This is a genomic window from Streptomyces sp. NPDC017448, from assembly GCF_044330565.1.
Lineage (GTDB): Bacteria > Actinomycetota > Actinomycetes > Streptomycetales > Streptomycetaceae > Streptomyces.
This window is the reverse complement of the sequence record NZ_JBIRLM010000011.1, coordinates 108802-124257: the sequence shown is the minus strand read 5'-3', so window position 1 is coordinate 124257 and position 15456 is coordinate 108802. Positions and strand designations below refer to the sequence as shown.

The window sequence follows — 15456 nt, the reverse complement described above, 5'->3', positions numbered from 1 at the left end:
GTGGTCCTGGGCTCGGGCGCCGGCTGGTGGCCGCGGCCCCGGGGGGCTTCGGTGACGGCCACGAAGACGGGAGGGGCCGCCCGCCTCGGGGGAGGAGCGGGCGGCCCCGGCTCAGAGGACGGCGATACCGAGGGGCCGGTTGCCCGCCTTCAGACGGACCGGCTCCCTCTCCTCGTCGTCCAGGTCGACGACTGTGATCCCGTTCCAGTAGCCCTCGCGGGTGAAGCCGCCGGTGACGTACGCCGTGCGGCCGTCCCGCGAGACCGCCACGTCCTCGTGCGGCCCGTCCAGGGGCACGGTCCGTTCCGTTCCGTCGGGGCTCCGGACGGTCAGCGAGGGGCCCTCGTCCTCCGCGCCGATCGGGCCGGTGCCCACCACGAGAAGAGTGCCGTCGGGGGTCAGGGCCGCGCCGTGCTGGTGGGTGTCGGCGGTCATCGGCTCGATGGCCACCTCTCCGGTACGGGGGTCGAGCACCGCGAGCCGCTCCCCCTCGAAGGGCAGCAGCAGCTTGCCGTCCTCGGGGCGTACGACGGCGTAGTGCGGCTTCAGCCAGGATCCGAGCCCGCCCTCCGTGCCGTACGGGGCGACCTCCATGCGCCGGGTCTCCAGCGAGTCGGCGTCCACCGCCGTCACGTCGAAGGAGTCGTGACCGGTGGCGTACACCTCGCGGCCGTCCGGCGACACGTCCACGTCGAAGGGGCGCAGGCCGACCGCGGCGGCGCCGGTGACCTCGCGGGTCGCGGTGTCGATGACCTCGACCGCCCCGTCGCCGCCGGGCACGTTGACCCCGACGTAGACGTGCTTCCCGTCCGGGGCCATCGCGATGCCCATGCCGCCGCCCCGGTACTCGCCCGTGGTGACCGGCCCGGACTCCGTCGCGTACGGGACGAGGGCGAGCCGGATCCGCCGCTGCGTGTCGAGGACCGCGACGCCCTCGGCGGTGGCCACCCAGGCGCGCCCGTCCTCGCCGACGACGAGTCCGTAGGGCGCGGTGCCGGCCTTCACCGAGGCGATGGGGGCCCCGCCCTCGCCGGAACCGTCCGGGCCGGGGTCGACGAAGGTCACGGTGTCGCTGCCGAAGTCGGCGACGAGGAGCGTGCCCGCGGGGGTGCGGCCGGCGGGGGCTCGGGACGGGTCGGGGGCCGTCACGGCGCCGGTCGCGGCGGATGTGCCCGGGGTGGAGGCGGTGTCGGGGGCCGCCTCCGTCGTACCGGTCGCGCACCCGGTGAGCAGGACGGCGGCGAGGAGGCCGGGGGCGAGGCGACGGAGACGGGGGCCGGGGGCCGGCGGGCCCTCGCTCGGGTCCGAGGCGCGGAGGGGGGCGCGGGGGCCGCGTTCCCCGGTCACGCGGCGTCCCGCAGCAGGGCTGCCAGTTCGGTGAAGCCGCGCCGCTCGGCGTGGGCCAGCGGCGTCACCCCGTCGCCGTCCGGCAGGTCCCGCGTCGCCCCGGCCGCGAGCAGCAGCTCCACGATCCGCTGGTGGGCGGAGCCGCCGTCGCCGAGGATCACCGCCTCCAGCAGGGCGGTCCAGCCGAGCCGGTTGACGTGGTCGACGTCGATGTCGGTGACCCGCAGCACCTCCCGTACGTACGCGACGTGGCCGCGCTCGCTCGCCGGGATGAGGGAGACGCCGCCGAACCGGTTGCGCAGGGTCAGATCCGGGCCGGCCGGCAGCAGCACGTGCAGCATCGCGACGCTGCCGGTGACGCCGGTGACCAGCCACGGGCTGTCCTCGCGGCGGTCCTGGGCGTTGGGATCGGCTCCGGCGGCGACGAGCAGCCGGGCCGCCTCGACGTGGTCGCCGAGGGCGGCGAGGAGCAGCGGGGTGCGCAACTCCTCGTCGCGGACGTCGATCCGGGCGCCGCCCTCGATCGCGGTGCGCACCGCGTCGGCGTCACCGGTGCGGGCGGCGGTCAGCAGGTCGTGATCGAGGGCGTTCACGGGTACTCCGTTCTCGGCTGTTCCGGTCGGGCGGGCGTCCGGGGCGGGCTGGCGGCTACCGGGCGAGCGAGGCGACGCCCGCCCGGGCGAACTTCTCGTCGAGGTCGCCGCTGGGCGCGCCGGCCACGCCGATGCCCGCCACCGGGGCGCCCTTGACCTGCACGGGAGCGCCGCCCCCGAGGAACAGGGTGCCAGGGATGTCCTTCAGGTTGGGGGCCTGCTCCAGGCGCTTGACCAGTTCGGAGGTGGGGGCGTTCCAGGAGACGGCGGTGTACGCCTTCTTCACCGCGGACTCGGGGGACTGCGGGCCCGCGCCGTCGCCGCGCAGGGAGACGATGGTGTTGCCGTTGCGGTCGACGACCGCGACGGAGATCCGCTGGTTCTCCTTCTTCGCCGCGTCGAGCGTGGCCTGTGCGGCCTCGGTGGCGGCGGCGACGGTCAGGTGCGTCGTCTGCTGGAGGTTGCGGTTGCTCGTGTCGGCCTTGACCGCGGCGGCGGGGGCGGCGGCCGGGGAGGAGGCGCTGGCGGACATCGCGCCGAAGGTGCCGGCCCCGAGGGCGGCGACGACGACGGCGCCGGTGGCGACACGGGTGCGCGGCGACAGCTTCTTCATGGTGGCTCCTTGGTGAACCGGTGACCCGGTGGCCCGGCGTGTTCCGGGGGGGCGTGGGGCGGAGGCGGCCCGGAGGTGTCCGGGGGTTTCGCTCCGGTATCGATCCTCCCGGCAGAACCCCTCCCGTACGGTCGGCGTACCGGCTGGAAGCGGCCTGCGGGTCGGCCGACGCCCCCGTCAGCCGATCGGCTGATGCGGGGGTGGTCGGATCGGGTCACCATGGAAGATCCGTGCAGGTCAGCGGGGTCGGGCGAGACGGAACACGAGGTACAAGGTGGACCACCGGAGCGATCGGCGGCCCCCGGAGGGAGTCGGCCCCGTCGGGGCCGGACCCGACGCGGACCCCCGCTCGGGCCCGGCCGCGGGCGGGCCCGGCGCGGATTCCGGTCCGGACCCCGCCGCGGGCGGCCCCGGCGCGGGCGGCCCCGGCGCGGGCCCCGACCCGGGCCTGGTCGCGGGCGGGTCCGACCCCGCCCCGGACAGGCCCGGCTCCGGTGGCGACCCCGAGGCGCGCCGGCTCGCGTTCCTCATGCACGCCGCGTTCTTCCTGCTGCTCGGGGCCTCGCTGACCCGGTTCCTGATGCGGCACCCCGGCGAGGCCCGCACCCCGTGGATCATCGCCCTGTCGATCACCCTGGCCGTGCTGTACCTGCTGGGCCCCGTCCTCGGTTCGCGCCCCACCCCGCGCCGGGTCGCCTGGCTCGGCGTGCTCGTCGTCGTCTGGATGGTGCTGGTCGTCCTGGCGCCGAGCTTCGCGTGGTGCGCGGTGCCGCTGTTCTACACCGGGCTGCGCATCCTGCCGCCGCGCGCCGCGCTCGCGCTGGTCGCCCTGCTCACCGCGTTCGTCGTGGCCGCGCAACTGCGCCTGGCGACCGGGTTCGACCCGAACCTGGTGCTCGCCCCGCCCGCCGTCGCCGCCGTGGCGACCGCGGTCTTCGTCCACATGCGGCGCCAGGCGGTACGCCAGGGGGAGCTGGCCGCCCGGCAGCGCGAGCTGATCGACGACCTCCTGCGGACCCGGCGCGAACTGGCCGCGACCGAACGGCGCGAGGGCACCCTCGCCGAACGCCAGCGGCTCTCCATGGAGATCCACGACACCCTGGCGCAGGGCCTGTCCAGCCAGCAGATGCTGCTCCAGGCGGCCGACCGCACCTGGAGCACCGATCCGGCGGCGGCCCGCCGCCACGTCCGTACGGCCACCGGCATCGCGGAACGCAACCTCGCCGAGGCCCGCCGCTTCGTCCACGACCTGGCCCCGGCCGACCTGGCGGAGGGCGGCGGCCTGGAAGCGGCCCTGTACGCGCTGGCGGCCCGCGAGAGCGCCCAGGCGGAGGGGGCGCTCACCGTCCACTGCCATGTGGAGGGCGCCCCGGCCGCGCCCCTGCCGGACCGGGTGCAGTCCGCTCTGCTGCGCATCGCCCAAGGGGCCCTGGCCAACGTGCGGGAGCACTCCGGGGCCACCGCCGCCGGGCTGACCCTGACCCATCTCGACGACCGGGTGGTCCTGGACATCGGCGACAACGGCCGCGGCTTCACCGTGGAGCCCGCGGGCGTACGCGGCCCGGGCGCCGTGCGCGACCACGACACCGTCCGCGGCTCCGGCACCGTGCGCGGCCACGGGATTCCGGCGATCCGGGCCCGGGTGCGCCAGCTCGGCGGGTCGCTCACCATCGAGTCGGCACCGGGCGAGGGCACGGTGCTCTCGGCCGGGATCCCGCTCGCGCCCGCCCCGTCCACCACCCCACCGCCCACCGCCCCGGAGGACCCCGCATGACCGGCCCCGGCCCGCAGAGGCCCCCCGTGCCCCCCGTGCCTTCCGTGCGCATCCTGCTCTGCGACGACCACGCGGTCGTCCGCGCCGGACTGCTCGCGCTCCTCGGCAGCGAACCCGACATCGAGGTCGTCGGCGAGGCCGGCAGCGGCGAGGAGGCGGTGGTGCTCGCCGCCCGCCTCGCCCCCGACGTCGTCCTCATGGACCTCCAGCTCGGCGAGGGCATCGACGGCGTCGAGGCCACCCGCCGCATCGCGGCCGACGGCACGGTCCACGTCCTGGTGCTGACCACGTACGACACCGACGCCGACATCACCCGGGCCATCGAGGCGGGAGCCACCGGCTACCTGCTGAAGGCGGAACGCCCCGAGGAGCTGTTCGCCGCGATCCGGTCCGCCGCCCAGGGCCGCACCACGCTCTCGGCCCCCGTCGCCAGCCGGGTCATGGCCCGGATGCGCAGCCCCCGCCCCACCCTCACCGACCGCGAACGCGACATCCTGGCCCAGCTCTCCCAGGGGCTCGGCAACCGCGACATCGCCCGCGCCCTGTTCATCAGCGAGGCCACGGTCAAGACCCACCTGGGCCGGATCTACGACAAGCTGGGCGTGGACACCCGGGCGGGAGCGGTGGCGGTCGCCAAGGAACAGCGCCTGCTGCCGTGAGCCGGGGAGAGCCGCTGCCCCGGCCCCGCCCCGCTCCTCCCCTCAGCTGTCGCCGAAGACCGCGTCGGCGCTCTGCGCGGTGACGGCCCGCTCGAACCACACGTCGAGAACCGCGAGATCCGCGCAGGCGGAAACCCGCTGCCGCGCCGCCGCCGGCACCGCCACCCCGCGCAGGTCGAGAATCCGGAGGATGTCCTCCGCCCGGCCTTCCACACGGCCTTCCACACGGCCCTCGTCGCGGAAGCTCTCGGCGACGAAACCGCGGAAGTGGCTGAGACCAGTGCCCATCAGGTTCCTCCAGATCTCCCGGGCCGGGGTGGCGCCCAGACCCGCTTCGGTGAATTCGGCGAAGACCGCTGCGGCATCGGCGTCCATCTCCCGGAGCGCCTTGGCGAGAGCCTCCAGTATGGCAGCGATGTCGCGATCGTCACTATGGGTGATCGCCGAGAAGACGGCCATCGGCACGTCCTCGGCGGCTTTCGCGGCATCGGTGACCACGGGCACGTTGTGCGGTCCGAGCACCAGGGGGAGGACGACCAGGCTCGGGTGGCTCTCCAGGCCGATGCGGATCGGCTCGGCCGCCCACTCCGCCGTGCCCTTGTCCCGGCAGACCACCAGGAGCACGCACGGGTAGCGGAACTTGGCGTAGAGATGGGCGAGGTAGTACGCCCAGCTGCTGCGCTTGTCGGGGTCCTTCCTGCCCTGGGCCTCGATCGCCAGTAACAGGGAGTCCCCGCCGGCCACGTCGATGCGCAACAGTGTGTCCACGTGCCGCTCCAGCGGTCTGATCTCGGTGAGATCCGTGTCCATGAGCGACACCGCGACGGGCTCGGGAAACGGAATGCCCAGGGTGCGGAAGGCACTCGCGAACAATCCCGGATGCTCCTGGAAGATCCGGTGATGAGCCTCGTGGGGTGAACTGACCATGTGCCGAGGTTAGAAACGAACCGGCATATGCGTCCGGCCCATGCGTCACGCTCACCCGATCGTGTCGGCCCCGGCCCCGGACGTGACACCATCGAACCGTGCTCGACATCGGCTACTCCCTCTCCCGCCGCTTCCCCGATCCCCCGCAGACCGACTACCGCCGCGCGGACGTCCGGGCGCTGCGGCACGATCTGTTCTCCGGCGACGTCTACCTCGCCGACACCAAGGCGGACCGCGAGGTGTCCACAGCCTGGGGATGGGTGCCGGTGCTCGACTTCGCGTGGGCGCTGTGCGACATCGTCGAGCAGATCGACCAGGACCCGCGCGGCAACCGCTCGCACCGGCGGCAGTACGCGGAGCTGGACTTCACCGAGTCCTCGGACGTCATGATCTTCGAGCGGCGCTTCGGCTGGGTCGACGTCGAGGCGGACTGGATGCCCGGCGACGAGCCCCCGCTCACCTTCAGCCACTCCCTCCTGCGCCGCGAGGCCCGCGACTTCCTGCACGACCTGATCGCCGACCTGGCCGACCTGCACGAAGGGCTCGCCGACAACCCCGTGGTCTGGGACCTCCAGGCCCGCTTCCCCCGGGTGTGAGACCTCCCGCCAGGACTTTCCGGGGGCCGCCCTCGGCCTCCAGGCCCCGCGGCCCCCGGCGCGGGCCCCTCACGCCTCCACCCGCACCCCGATCTGCGCCGCGAACGCCGGGGCCAGCTCCATCAGCTGCACCGGGCTGATCACCGCGCCCGCCAGCCGTTCCACGCCCCGCGCGATGTCCAGCTCGGCCACCGTGCGCAGATCCACCGACTCCATCCGGACGCCGCTGAAATCCGCCCGCTTCAGCACGCAGTCGCGGAACTCGACGCGGACCAGGTGCGCGTCCCCGAAGTCCGGTTCGGACAGCACGCAGCCCTCGAAGACGACGTCCTTGAGCCGGGCCCTGCGCAGGTTCAGGTAGTCGATCTTGCCGCCCCGGACCAGCACCCGCTCCAGCACCGCACCGTGCAGCTGCACCCCGCCGAGGCGGGCGTCCACCACCTCCACGTCCCGCAGCGACGCCTCCGCGAGGTCCGTGCCCACCCCCCGCACGCCCGTCAGGACCGAGTCGATGAAGCGGGCCCGCGCCAGCTCCGCGCGGTCCAGGGCGCAGCCGTCCAGGGCGCAGTCCAGGAACCGGGCCCCCCGGCCCGACGCGTCCGCCAGGTCCGCCCCGTCGAACCGCAGCCCGTCGTAGTCCCCGTCCGGCTCCAGGCCCTCGCCGCCGTACGGGAGGAGGGGCGGCAGCCGCACCTCCGGCCGCCGTGCCGCCGTCCCGCCCGCCGTGCTCTTCTTCCTGCCGCTCACTGCCATGCCCCCATCGTGACGCACCCCCCTGACACCGGGCCCGCCGCCCGTGTCACGCGCGGCCGCCGCCGATCCGTCGCATCATCAAAGACGCGAAGGAGATTTAGCCATGGTGCACATCCACGTCGTCGGCGGCGGGCTCGCCGGGCTCACCGCCGCGATCACCGCGGCCGAGTCGGGCGCCCGGACCACCCTGTACGAGGGCCACCGGACCCTCGGCGGCCGGGCCAGGACCGCCGAGGGGCCGTACCGTGCCAACGAGGGTCCGCACGCCCTGTACCGGCACGGACCGCACGCCGCCTGGCTGGCCCGCCGCGGCCTGCTCGGCCCCCTCGTCCCCGTACCGCCCCGCGACGGGCTCCGCTTCCGCTTCCACCGCGCCGGGGCCCTCCGCCGGATGCCGCCCCCGGCCCTGCTGCGGCTCGTCCGCCGCGCCCCGCACACCGCGCCGGTGGACGACCGCTTCCTGGACTGGGCGGCGGGCCGGGTCGGCGCGGAGGGGGCCCGGGCGGCCGCGCACTTCGCCGCCACCGCGCTGTTCCACCACGACCCCGGTGCGCTCTCGGCCCGGTTCGTCCAGGAGCGGCTGCACCGGCTCGGCTCGCTGCCGCCCGAGGCCCGCTACCCGGTCGGCGGCTGGGGGACGCTGGTCGAGCGGATGGCCGCCCACGCCCGCGGTCTCGGGGTCGCCGTCGAGACGGCCACCCGCGTCGACGCCCGGACGCTCGGCGAGCTGGCCCGCACCGGGCCGGTGATCGTCGCCACCTCCCTCGCCGCCGCCCGCGCCCTGCTCGACGACGCCTCCCTCGCCTGGGAGAGCGGGCGCACCGTCCTGGTGGACCTGGCGGTACGCACCCGGCGCGGCGACGCGTTCGTCGTCTCGGACCTGGACGCGCCCGGCTGGCTGGAGCGGTTCACCGCCCAGGACCCCGGTCTCGCCCCGGCGGGCGAACAGCTGCTCCAGGGCCAGTTCCCGATCGGCCCCGACGTGCGGCGGGCCGAAGGCGTCGCCCGCGCCGAGGACCTGCTCGACCTCGGCTTCCCCGGCTGGCGGGAGCGCACGACCTGGCGCGGCGAGGCGCTGGCCGAGGGCCGCACCGGCGCCGTGGACCGCCCCGGGACCACGTGGCGCGACCGGCCCTCCGTCGTCCGGGGGGACGGGATCTTCCTGGCGGGCGACCAGGTCGCCGCCCCCGGGCTGCTCAGCGAGGTCTCCTTCACCAGCGGCCTCGAAGCCGCGATGCTGGCGGTGAAGGCGGCAGGACAGCGCTCCGGGTCCGGGGCCGGCTCCCGGCGCGGGTGAGGTACGGGGTCGGGGCGTCGGATGAGACCGCCCGCGCCGCCGTCACCCCGCAGGGAGGGCCGCAGGCTGCCACCTCGTACGGAGGGCCGCACGCCGTCACCTCGTACGGGGGGCCGCACGCCGTCACCCCGTACGGAGGGCCGCACGCCGTCACCCCGTACGGAGGGCCGCACGCCGTCACCTCATAGGGAGGGCCGCACGCCGTCACCTCGTCGGTGGCGGCGTGCGGCCCGTTCTTCCTGTGGGTCAGCCGCTCGGTGCTCCTTGTGCACCGGGCGGCCGGGGTGCGCGGCCCGGGTCAGATGTGCACCTGGGCCGCCGGGGCTCCCGCGCCGGAGGCGATCTGGCCGAGGCCCGACCAGCCGCCGGAGATCTCGCCGCCGGTGTTCAGCCAGGCGCGCGCCGAGCCGTCCGGGGCGAGAGCGACGTAGTCGGCGCGGCCGTCGCCGTTGGCCTCGGCGAACACCACCTGTGCGGCGGGGATGCCCGTGGCGGGGACGTAGGCGCCGAGGGCGGTCCAGTTTCCGGCACCGTCCTTGTTGCGCCACGCCTTGACGGACCCGTCGGCGGCGACCGCCAGGTAGTCCGCACGGCCGTCCGCGTCGACATCGGCGAACCGCACCTGGTCACCGGTGGCCCCGGTGCCGGTGGCGAGGCGGATGGCGCCGCTCCAGCCGCCGTTGGCGTTGCCGCCCTGGTTGAGCCACGCGCGCACCGACCCGTCGGCGGCGACCGCCAGGTAGTCCGCACGGCCGTCCGCGTTGACGTCGGCGAACCGGACTTGAGCGGCCGGGGCTCCGGTGCCCGAGGCGTACACGCCGATCGCTGTCCAGCCGCCCTGGCCGATGCCGCCGTTGTTCAGCCACACCTGGACGGAGCCGTCTGCGCCGAGGACCAGATAGTCCGCGCGGCCGTCCGCGTCGACGTCGGCGAACCGCACCGACGAGCCGGGAGCGCCCACGGTCGTGGCGATCTGGCCGGCGGAGGTCCAGCCTCGGGCGGCGCCGTTGTTGCTCCAGGCACGCACCGAGCCGTCCGGCGCGACGACGAGGTAGTCGTCCCTGCCGTCCCCGTTGACGTCGGCCCAGCGGATCTGGTCCGCCGGGGCTCCCACGCCCGTCACGAAGGGTTCGACGGGTGTCCAGCCGCCTCCGCCCACACCGGTGCCGTCGCCGCCCTCGTTGAGCCAGGCCCGCACCGCACCTCCCGCGTCCACCACGAGGTAGTCGGCGCGGCGGTCGGCGTTGATGTCGGAGAAGCGGACCGAGGAACCGGGAGCGCCGGCGCCGGAGGCGATCTGCCCCACCGCCGTCCAGCCGCCGATGCCGGTGCCGCCCTTGTTCAGCCACGCCTGGACGGCCCCGTTGACGGCCACGGCCAGGTAGTCCGCGAACCCGTCGGCGTTGACGTCGGCGAACCGCACCTGGTCGGCGGCGACACCGACGCCGGAGGCGATCTGTCCGGCGGCGGTCCAACCGCCGGTTCCGGTGCCGCCCTTGTTCAGCCAGGCCCGCACCGCACCGTTCGGATCGACCACGAGATAGTCGGCGAACCGGTCGCCGTTCAGGTCGGCGAACCGCACCTGACCGCCCGCCAGGTTCACGCCGGTGGCGACCTGCCCGGCCTCGGTCCAACCGCTGACGCCGGTGCCGCCCTGGTTCAACCAGGCCCGTACCCCGCCGTTCGGATCGACCACGAGATAGTCGGCGTACCCGTCGCCGTTCAGGTCGGCGAACCGCACCTGACCGCCCGCCAGGTTCACGCCCGAGGCGACCTGGCCGGCGGAGGTCCAGCCGCCGCGGCCGTCACCGCCCTTGTTGAGCCAGGCCCGTACAGCACCGTTCATGTCGACCACGAGGTAGTCGGCGCGGCCGTCCGCGTTCAGGTCCACCTGGTAGTCGCCCACCCCCGCGCGGGGCGGCGCGGGGCGCACGACGACCTGCTCGCTGATCCACCCCTTGCGGGCGACCTGCGAGAGGCCGTCCGCGAAGACGTCGGCCATCTTCACGTAGCCCTGGTCGTTGGGGTGGAGCCGGTCCTTCAGGTCGGCGTGCGTGAGCGAGTCCATGCTGACGAACTGGACCTTGTGCTTCTGCGCCTGCCGTTCGGCGACGATGTTCGGGATCTGCGCGTTGTACGCGTCGATCCGCGCCTGGACCGCCGGGGAGGTCGACGGGACGAGGGAGGCGACGACGATCGTGGTCTGCGGGGACGCCGCGATCATCTGGTCGATCAGCGCGGCCAGCCGGGCGGGCGCGGTGGCGGCCTGGTGGTCGCGGTCCATGTCGTTGGTGCCGATGTGCAGCAGCACGACGTTCGGTTTCGACTGCTCCATCCAGGAGTCGATGTTGGCCGAGAGGCCCTCGATGAGCCATCCCGAATGGCCCTCGTGGTCGAGGTCGGGCAACTGGCCGTGTCTCAGCGAGCCGACGAAGTCCAGCGTCCCCGCGCGCGGCACGAGCTTGGGCCACAGGGCGGCCCGGTAGCTGGACCGGGTGGAGCTGCCCGCCCCCTCGGTGATGGAGTCGCCGAGCGGCATGACCGCGAGGCGGGGAACCGTCCAGTCCGGGCCCAGCTCGTCGGGCGTCCCGCCCTGGCCGGGGGTGTCGTCGTGGTACGTGTACGTGTTGAGCTCGTTCACGGCCGCCAGGGCGTCGCTCTTCGGCACGGGCTGGGCCCAGGAGGTGTCGTACTGGTCCACCGCGATGAAGTTCGGCTTCTTGCGGGCGGCGGGTGAACAGAACCGCTGCGCCCGATTGACGATCTTCGCGTTGTCGTTCCGGGCCGTGTCCTCGTACGCGGCGTCCCGGAAATGGTTCATGACGAACAGCCTGCGGAACTTCGGCTCTTCCTTCGCCAGCGGAAGCTCGTCCCACCGGCTGCGGCAGGACCAGTCCGAGTTGCCGATGCCCGCACCCATCGACCAGTAGTTCTCGGCCGTCCAGTCCTTACCGTGCTGGAAGCCGAGACCGGCCTTGTCGGAGCGGTCGGAGAACAGGACGAGCCGTTTGCCGTGCTTGACCATGTCCGAGACCTTGGGCCACCCGTTCGCCTTCACGTTCCAGGCGATGTCCGAGGACCAACCGGGAATCGTCGCCGCGGTCGGGTTGAACACCATGCCCGCCAGCTGACCGCCGGGCTTGAGATCGTCCCCGACCTCGGCGTCCAGCTCGTCGTACGAGGCGTAGTCCTCCAGGAAGACGGTGACGATCTCGTTCCCGTTGGCCGGGTCCTTCAAGAAGTCCGCGATGGCGGTGAACACGTCGGACATGGGCTGGCTGGTCGGAATGCACGCGCCGTGGCACATCCGGACTCTGCCGTTGTGGTGGTAGCCGTCGAGCATCAGACCGCGTACGCCGTTGGCCAACTGCTCCCGGATGGAGTGGGACTGGCTCGGCATCGGAGCCGCGCCGTCCGCGTCGTCCTGGTTGTAGAAGGCGTTGTGCGCGGTGAGATAGGTCCGCTGGTCGAACGTCGGATCGGCCGGCATCGCCTGCTTCGTGGGCGACATGCGGGTGACGTACCAGAGTTGCCTGTCGCCGGCCACCGGGGACTCGATCGTCACGTCGCCCCCGTTCTCCCGGTCCTCCTTGTCGACCTCCGCCGGGGTCTGCAGGTACTCCACGTGTCCCACCGGGCGGATCTTGTACTGATCCCCCTTGTACCGGTGGAACTCCCAGTCCGTGCCGGGGCCGGCACAGTCGCGGAAGGCCGGCCGCGCTGCGCCTTCGGCGTTGGCGTCCCGCCCCATGCACCGGTCGCCCAGGGTGCGGCTCCTGACCTTGTACCTGCTGGGGCCCGACGCCTGGAGGTACCACCACTGGTTGTCCTCGTTGCCCTTGGGGGGCGTGGCGCGGTGGAGCAGCTCGGTACCGGAGATCTGGTAACCGCCGCCTCCCGCACCCCCGTTGTCGTCTCCGACGCTCTGGATGACCACGGTCGTGTCGGTGGGCGGGCCGGTCACCGGGTCGCCCGGGGCCGCGACGGCGGGGGACGACCCCACCACTGCCGTGACCGAGGCGAGCAGCGCTCCCGCGAGGGAGGCGGCGATCAGCCGTGCGCCGAGGCGGGCACGTGGCGGGGCGGGCACGGAAGCGGCGGGCCAGGAGCCGTCCGCCCTTGCCCTCCCTACCGAGAAAAGTGGTCGTCTTCGCCGGTGCCCGAAAGACCGAGAACGTTTCATGTGCATCCCTCTGGCTGGTGGTCGGTTCGCTGGTGGGCCACGGACCGCGCGACGTCGCCGGCCCCGTCGACCGGGACCGCCCCGTGGCCGGGGTGGTCCCGGGCGACGGGCACGAGGAAGGCGGGGCCGGCGGTCGGCGCGGCCGAGGCAGAGCCTCGCTGTCGGTGCTGCCGTTTCGCTGACGTCCGACTGACGCGGTGGCGCGGAGCGGCCGGGTTCCCTCCGTCCCGCCCCCTCTCACCGCCTCAGCAGCCGCCGCGCGATCTCCGCGTGGTCCGGGGCGACGCGGACCTCCCCGCTCCCGGCCCCCCAGAGCCCGTTCTGGAGCACCCGGCCCAACGTCCAGGCCCGCGCCCGCTCCCTGTCCCGGTCCAGACCCAGCGCCTCCGTCAACGCGTCGAACCGCCACACCACCTCGTCCGCGTCGAAGAGGTTGTCCAGCGCCGGGAACAGTTCGAAGCCCGGATCCCCCGCCAGCGGCTTCGGGTCGAGCGCGATCCACTCCCCCGCCCGCCCCGTCTCCGCGCGGCCGGCCAGGATGTTGTCGTAGTGCAGGTCCCAGTGGAGCAGCCGGTCCCCCGGCTCCCCCGCCACCTCGCGTACCGCCGCCGCGCAGTCGGCGAGCAGCCGCCGGTCCGCCGCGTCGGCCAGCAGGGCCGTCTTCTCCGGGGCCTGATCGAGCATCCGCTCCACCACCCCGCCCAGCGTGCGCAGCCCCTCCGGCGCGGGCACCGCCGCCAGCCGGGCCAGCACCGCGCCGAGGCCCCCCACCGCTTCCCGCACATCGGGCTCGCCGGACAACGGCCGCCGCTCGTCGAGCCGTTCCAGCAGGAGCGCGCCGCTCTCCGGGTCGTGGTCGAGCAGCTCCACCGCCCCGGCCCCCGCGTCGGTCCACGCCCGCAGCGCGACGGGCTCGCCCGCCGTCTCCTCGTCCACCGCCTGGAGCTTCAACACGGCGGGCCGCCCGTCCGCCTCCCGCACCACCGGCAGGACCAGGGCGCACATCCCGTGCATCGACGGGCCGTCCACCCGCAGCCCCCACCGCTCCAGCCACCGGGCGGCGAGGTCCGGCAGGGCGGCGACGAAGGCCCGGCCCGCCGCCCCGTTGTACCGGGACTGCGTGGCGGCCAGCTCCGCGGGGATCTCGATCACGCCCCCGATCCTAGGGAGGGGCGCGGCAGCGGAAGGGGAAACGATCCGGACCGGGCGATACGGCACAGGAGACGGATCGGCCCCGCGCGCAGTAACGTCCCGCCAGACATACGCTCGGCATCTCACCGCACAGGGACACCAGGGGCATCATGGGCACCGTCAGTACCGTCGTCGGCGGCATATCGTTCTGGTACGCGCAGGAGGGCGTCCCCGCCCCGCGCGAACCCCTCCCCGGCGACACGAACGTCGACGTCTGCATCGTCGGCGGCGGCTACACCGGGCTCTGGACGGCGTACTACCTGAAGAAGGCGGCCCCCTTCCTCAACATCACCGTCCTGGAGGCCAGGTTCTGCGGGTACGGGGCCTCCGGCCGCAACGGGGGGTGGCTGTACAACGGCGTCGCGGGCCGCGACCGGTACGCGAAGCTGCACGGCCACGACGCCGCCGTACGGCTCCAGAAGGCGATGAACGAGACCGTGGGCGAGGTCGTCCGGGTCGCCGCCGAGGAGGGCATCGACGCGGACGTCCACCGGGGCGGCGTCCTGGAGGTGGCGCGCACCCCGGCCCAGCTCGCCCGGCTCAAGGACTTCCACAGCGTGGAGATCGCTTTCGGGGAGACCGACCGCGTCCTGCGCGGGGCCCGCGAGACGGCCGAACGCGTCCACGTGGCCGGGGCGGTCGGCTCCACCTGGACCCCGCACGGGGCCCGCCTGCACCCGGCCAAACTGGTCAAGGGCCTCGCGGACGCGGTGGAGGCGCTCGGGGTGACCATCCACGAGTCGACGCCGGTCACCGAGATCAAGCCCAAGCACGCGGTGACCCCGTACGGCACGGTCCGCGCCCCGTACGTCCTGCGCTGCACCGAGGGGTTCACCGCGAGCCTCAAGGGCCAGAAGCGCACCTGGCTCCCGATGAACTCCTCCATGATCGTCACCGAGCCGCTGCCCGCCCGGATCTGGGACACGATCGGCTGGGAGGGCCGCGAGACCCTGGGCGACACGGCGCACGCCTACTTCTACGCCCAGCGCACCGCGGACGACCGCATCGCGCTCGGCGGGCGCGGCCACCCCTACCGCTTCGGCTCGGCCACCGACGACGACGGCCGCACCCGGCCGGCCACCGTCGCCGCCCTGCGCGACCTGATGGTCCGGCTCTTCCCCACCACGGCGGGCGTCCCCATCGACCACGCCTGGTCCGGCGTCCTCGGCGTCCCGCGCGACTGGTGCGCCACGGTCACGCTCGACCGCTCCACGGGGCTGGGGTGGGCGGGCGGTTACGTCGGCTCGGGCGTGGCCACCGCCAACCTCGCCGCCCGCACCCTGCGCGACCTGATCCAGCAGGACTCCGGCCAGGCGGGCCCGACGGACCTCACCGCCCTGCCGTGGGTGAACCACAAGGTCCGCCGCTGGGAGCCGGAGCCCTTCCGCTGGCTGGGCGTCCACGGGATGTACGCGGCCTACCGCGCCGCCGACCGCCGCGAGACCACGTCGCCGCGCCCCGGCACCGACCCCGTGGCGAAGGCGGCGGACCGCATCGCGGGCCGCCGCTGAACCCGCTCCCGG

12 protein-coding genes are annotated in these 15456 nt (G+C 74.3%); 5 read left to right on the top strand and 7 right to left on the bottom strand.

Annotated elements, in window-relative coordinates; genetic code table 11:
- Positions 1-111: 111 nt before the first annotated feature.
- Genes ACH4K1_RS19895 through ACH4K1_RS19885 form a run of 3 tightly spaced genes read right to left on the bottom strand, consistent with a single transcriptional unit; the run spans position 112 to position 2553 of the window.
- On the bottom strand, positions 112-1347 hold the full coding sequence (locus tag ACH4K1_RS19895) for a YncE family protein (protein WP_398090605.1): 1236 nt from the start codon (positions 1345-1347) through the stop codon (positions 112-114).
- A complete protein-coding gene (locus ACH4K1_RS19890) occupies positions 1344-1940 on the bottom strand; it encodes an ankyrin repeat domain-containing protein (protein WP_398090604.1) in 597 nt (198 codons plus the stop codon). The genes ACH4K1_RS19895 and ACH4K1_RS19890 overlap by 4 nt, the downstream gene beginning before the upstream one ends.
- Before the next feature lie 55 nt (positions 1941-1995).
- Complete coding sequence (locus tag ACH4K1_RS19885) at positions 1996-2553, bottom strand: heme-binding protein (protein WP_228993067.1); 558 nt, start codon at positions 2551-2553, stop codon at positions 1996-1998.
- Positions 2554-2827: 274 nt separating this feature from the next.
- Between ACH4K1_RS19885 and ACH4K1_RS19880 the strand changes: the two genes are divergently transcribed.
- Both ACH4K1_RS19880 and ACH4K1_RS19875 read left to right on the top strand, forming a co-directional pair.
- A complete protein-coding gene (locus ACH4K1_RS19880) occupies positions 2828-4327 on the top strand; it encodes a sensor histidine kinase (RefSeq protein ID WP_398090603.1) in 1500 nt (499 codons plus the stop codon).
- Positions 4324-4986 carry a response regulator gene (locus tag ACH4K1_RS19875; protein ID WP_398090602.1) on the top strand — a complete coding sequence of 221 codons (663 nt, stop codon included), beginning with the start codon at positions 4324-4326 and terminating at the stop codon, positions 4984-4986. Before ACH4K1_RS19880 ends, ACH4K1_RS19875 begins: the two co-directional genes overlap by 4 nt.
- A 42-nt stretch (positions 4987-5028) precedes the next feature.
- Here the strand turns inward: ACH4K1_RS19875 and ACH4K1_RS19870 are convergent, their stop codons facing one another.
- Positions 5029-5913: a hypothetical protein gene (locus tag ACH4K1_RS19870; RefSeq protein ID WP_398090601.1), complete on the bottom strand. Its 885-nt coding sequence runs from the start codon at positions 5911-5913 to the stop codon at positions 5029-5031.
- Positions 5914-6011: 98 nt separating this feature from the next.
- On the opposite strand from ACH4K1_RS19870, the gene ACH4K1_RS19865 reads away from it, so the two are divergent.
- Positions 6012-6509 carry a hypothetical protein gene (locus ACH4K1_RS19865; protein ID WP_073771130.1) on the top strand — a complete coding sequence of 166 codons (498 nt, stop codon included), beginning with the start codon at positions 6012-6014 and terminating at the stop codon, positions 6507-6509.
- A 69-nt stretch (positions 6510-6578) separates the two neighbouring features.
- On the opposite strand, the gene ACH4K1_RS19860 is transcribed toward ACH4K1_RS19865, so the two are convergent.
- Positions 6579-7262 (bottom strand): pentapeptide repeat-containing protein, encoded by a 684-nt coding sequence (locus ACH4K1_RS19860; RefSeq protein ID WP_398090600.1) that lies wholly within the window; start codon positions 7260-7262, stop codon positions 6579-6581.
- A 103-nt stretch (positions 7263-7365) separates the two neighbouring features.
- Between ACH4K1_RS19860 and ACH4K1_RS19855 the strand changes: the two genes are divergently transcribed.
- Positions 7366-8559, top strand: coding sequence for an NAD(P)-binding protein (locus ACH4K1_RS19855; RefSeq protein WP_398090599.1), 1194 nt, complete (start codon positions 7366-7368; stop codon positions 8557-8559).
- A 298-nt stretch (positions 8560-8857) separates the two neighbouring features.
- Here ACH4K1_RS19855 and ACH4K1_RS19850 read toward each other — a convergent pair whose 3' ends face one another.
- Both ACH4K1_RS19850 and ACH4K1_RS19845 read right to left on the bottom strand, forming a co-directional pair.
- Positions 8858-12649, bottom strand: a complete 3792-nt coding sequence (locus ACH4K1_RS19850) for an FG-GAP-like repeat-containing protein (RefSeq protein ID WP_398090598.1) — start codon at positions 12647-12649, stop codon at positions 8858-8860.
- A 330-nt stretch (positions 12650-12979) separates the two neighbouring features.
- Positions 12980-13894 (bottom strand): aminoglycoside phosphotransferase family protein, encoded by a 915-nt coding sequence (locus tag ACH4K1_RS19845; RefSeq protein WP_398090597.1) that lies wholly within the window; start codon positions 13892-13894, stop codon positions 12980-12982.
- A gap of 149 nt (positions 13895-14043) precedes the next feature.
- On the opposite strand from ACH4K1_RS19845, the gene ACH4K1_RS19840 reads away from it, so the two are divergent.
- Positions 14044-15444, top strand: a complete 1401-nt coding sequence (locus tag ACH4K1_RS19840) for an NAD(P)/FAD-dependent oxidoreductase (RefSeq protein ID WP_398090596.1) — start codon at positions 14044-14046, stop codon at positions 15442-15444.
- The last annotated feature ends 12 nt before the right edge of the window (positions 15445-15456 follow it).

What these genes read in the sequence shown, in the direction of transcription:
- ACH4K1_RS19885 (WP_228993067.1), bottom strand. Translation starts at nt 2,553, where the DNA reads ATGAAGAAGCTGTCGCCGCGCACCCGTGTCGCCACCGGCGCCGTCGTC.
- ACH4K1_RS19875 (WP_398090602.1), top strand. Translation starts at nt 4,324, where the DNA reads ATGACCGGCCCCGGCCCGCAGAGGCCCCCCGTGCCCCCCGTGCCTTCC.
- ACH4K1_RS19870 (WP_398090601.1), bottom strand. Translation starts at nt 5,913, where the DNA reads ATGGTCAGTTCACCCCACGAGGCTCATCACCGGATCTTCCAGGAGCAT.
- ACH4K1_RS19860 (WP_398090600.1), bottom strand. Translation starts at nt 7,262, where the DNA reads ATGGCAGTGAGCGGCAGGAAGAAGAGCACGGCGGGCGGGACGGCGGCA.
- ACH4K1_RS19855 (WP_398090599.1), top strand. Translation starts at nt 7,366, where the DNA reads ATGGTGCACATCCACGTCGTCGGCGGCGGGCTCGCCGGGCTCACCGCC.
- ACH4K1_RS19840 (WP_398090596.1), top strand. Translation starts at nt 14,044, where the DNA reads ATGGGCACCGTCAGTACCGTCGTCGGCGGCATATCGTTCTGGTACGCG.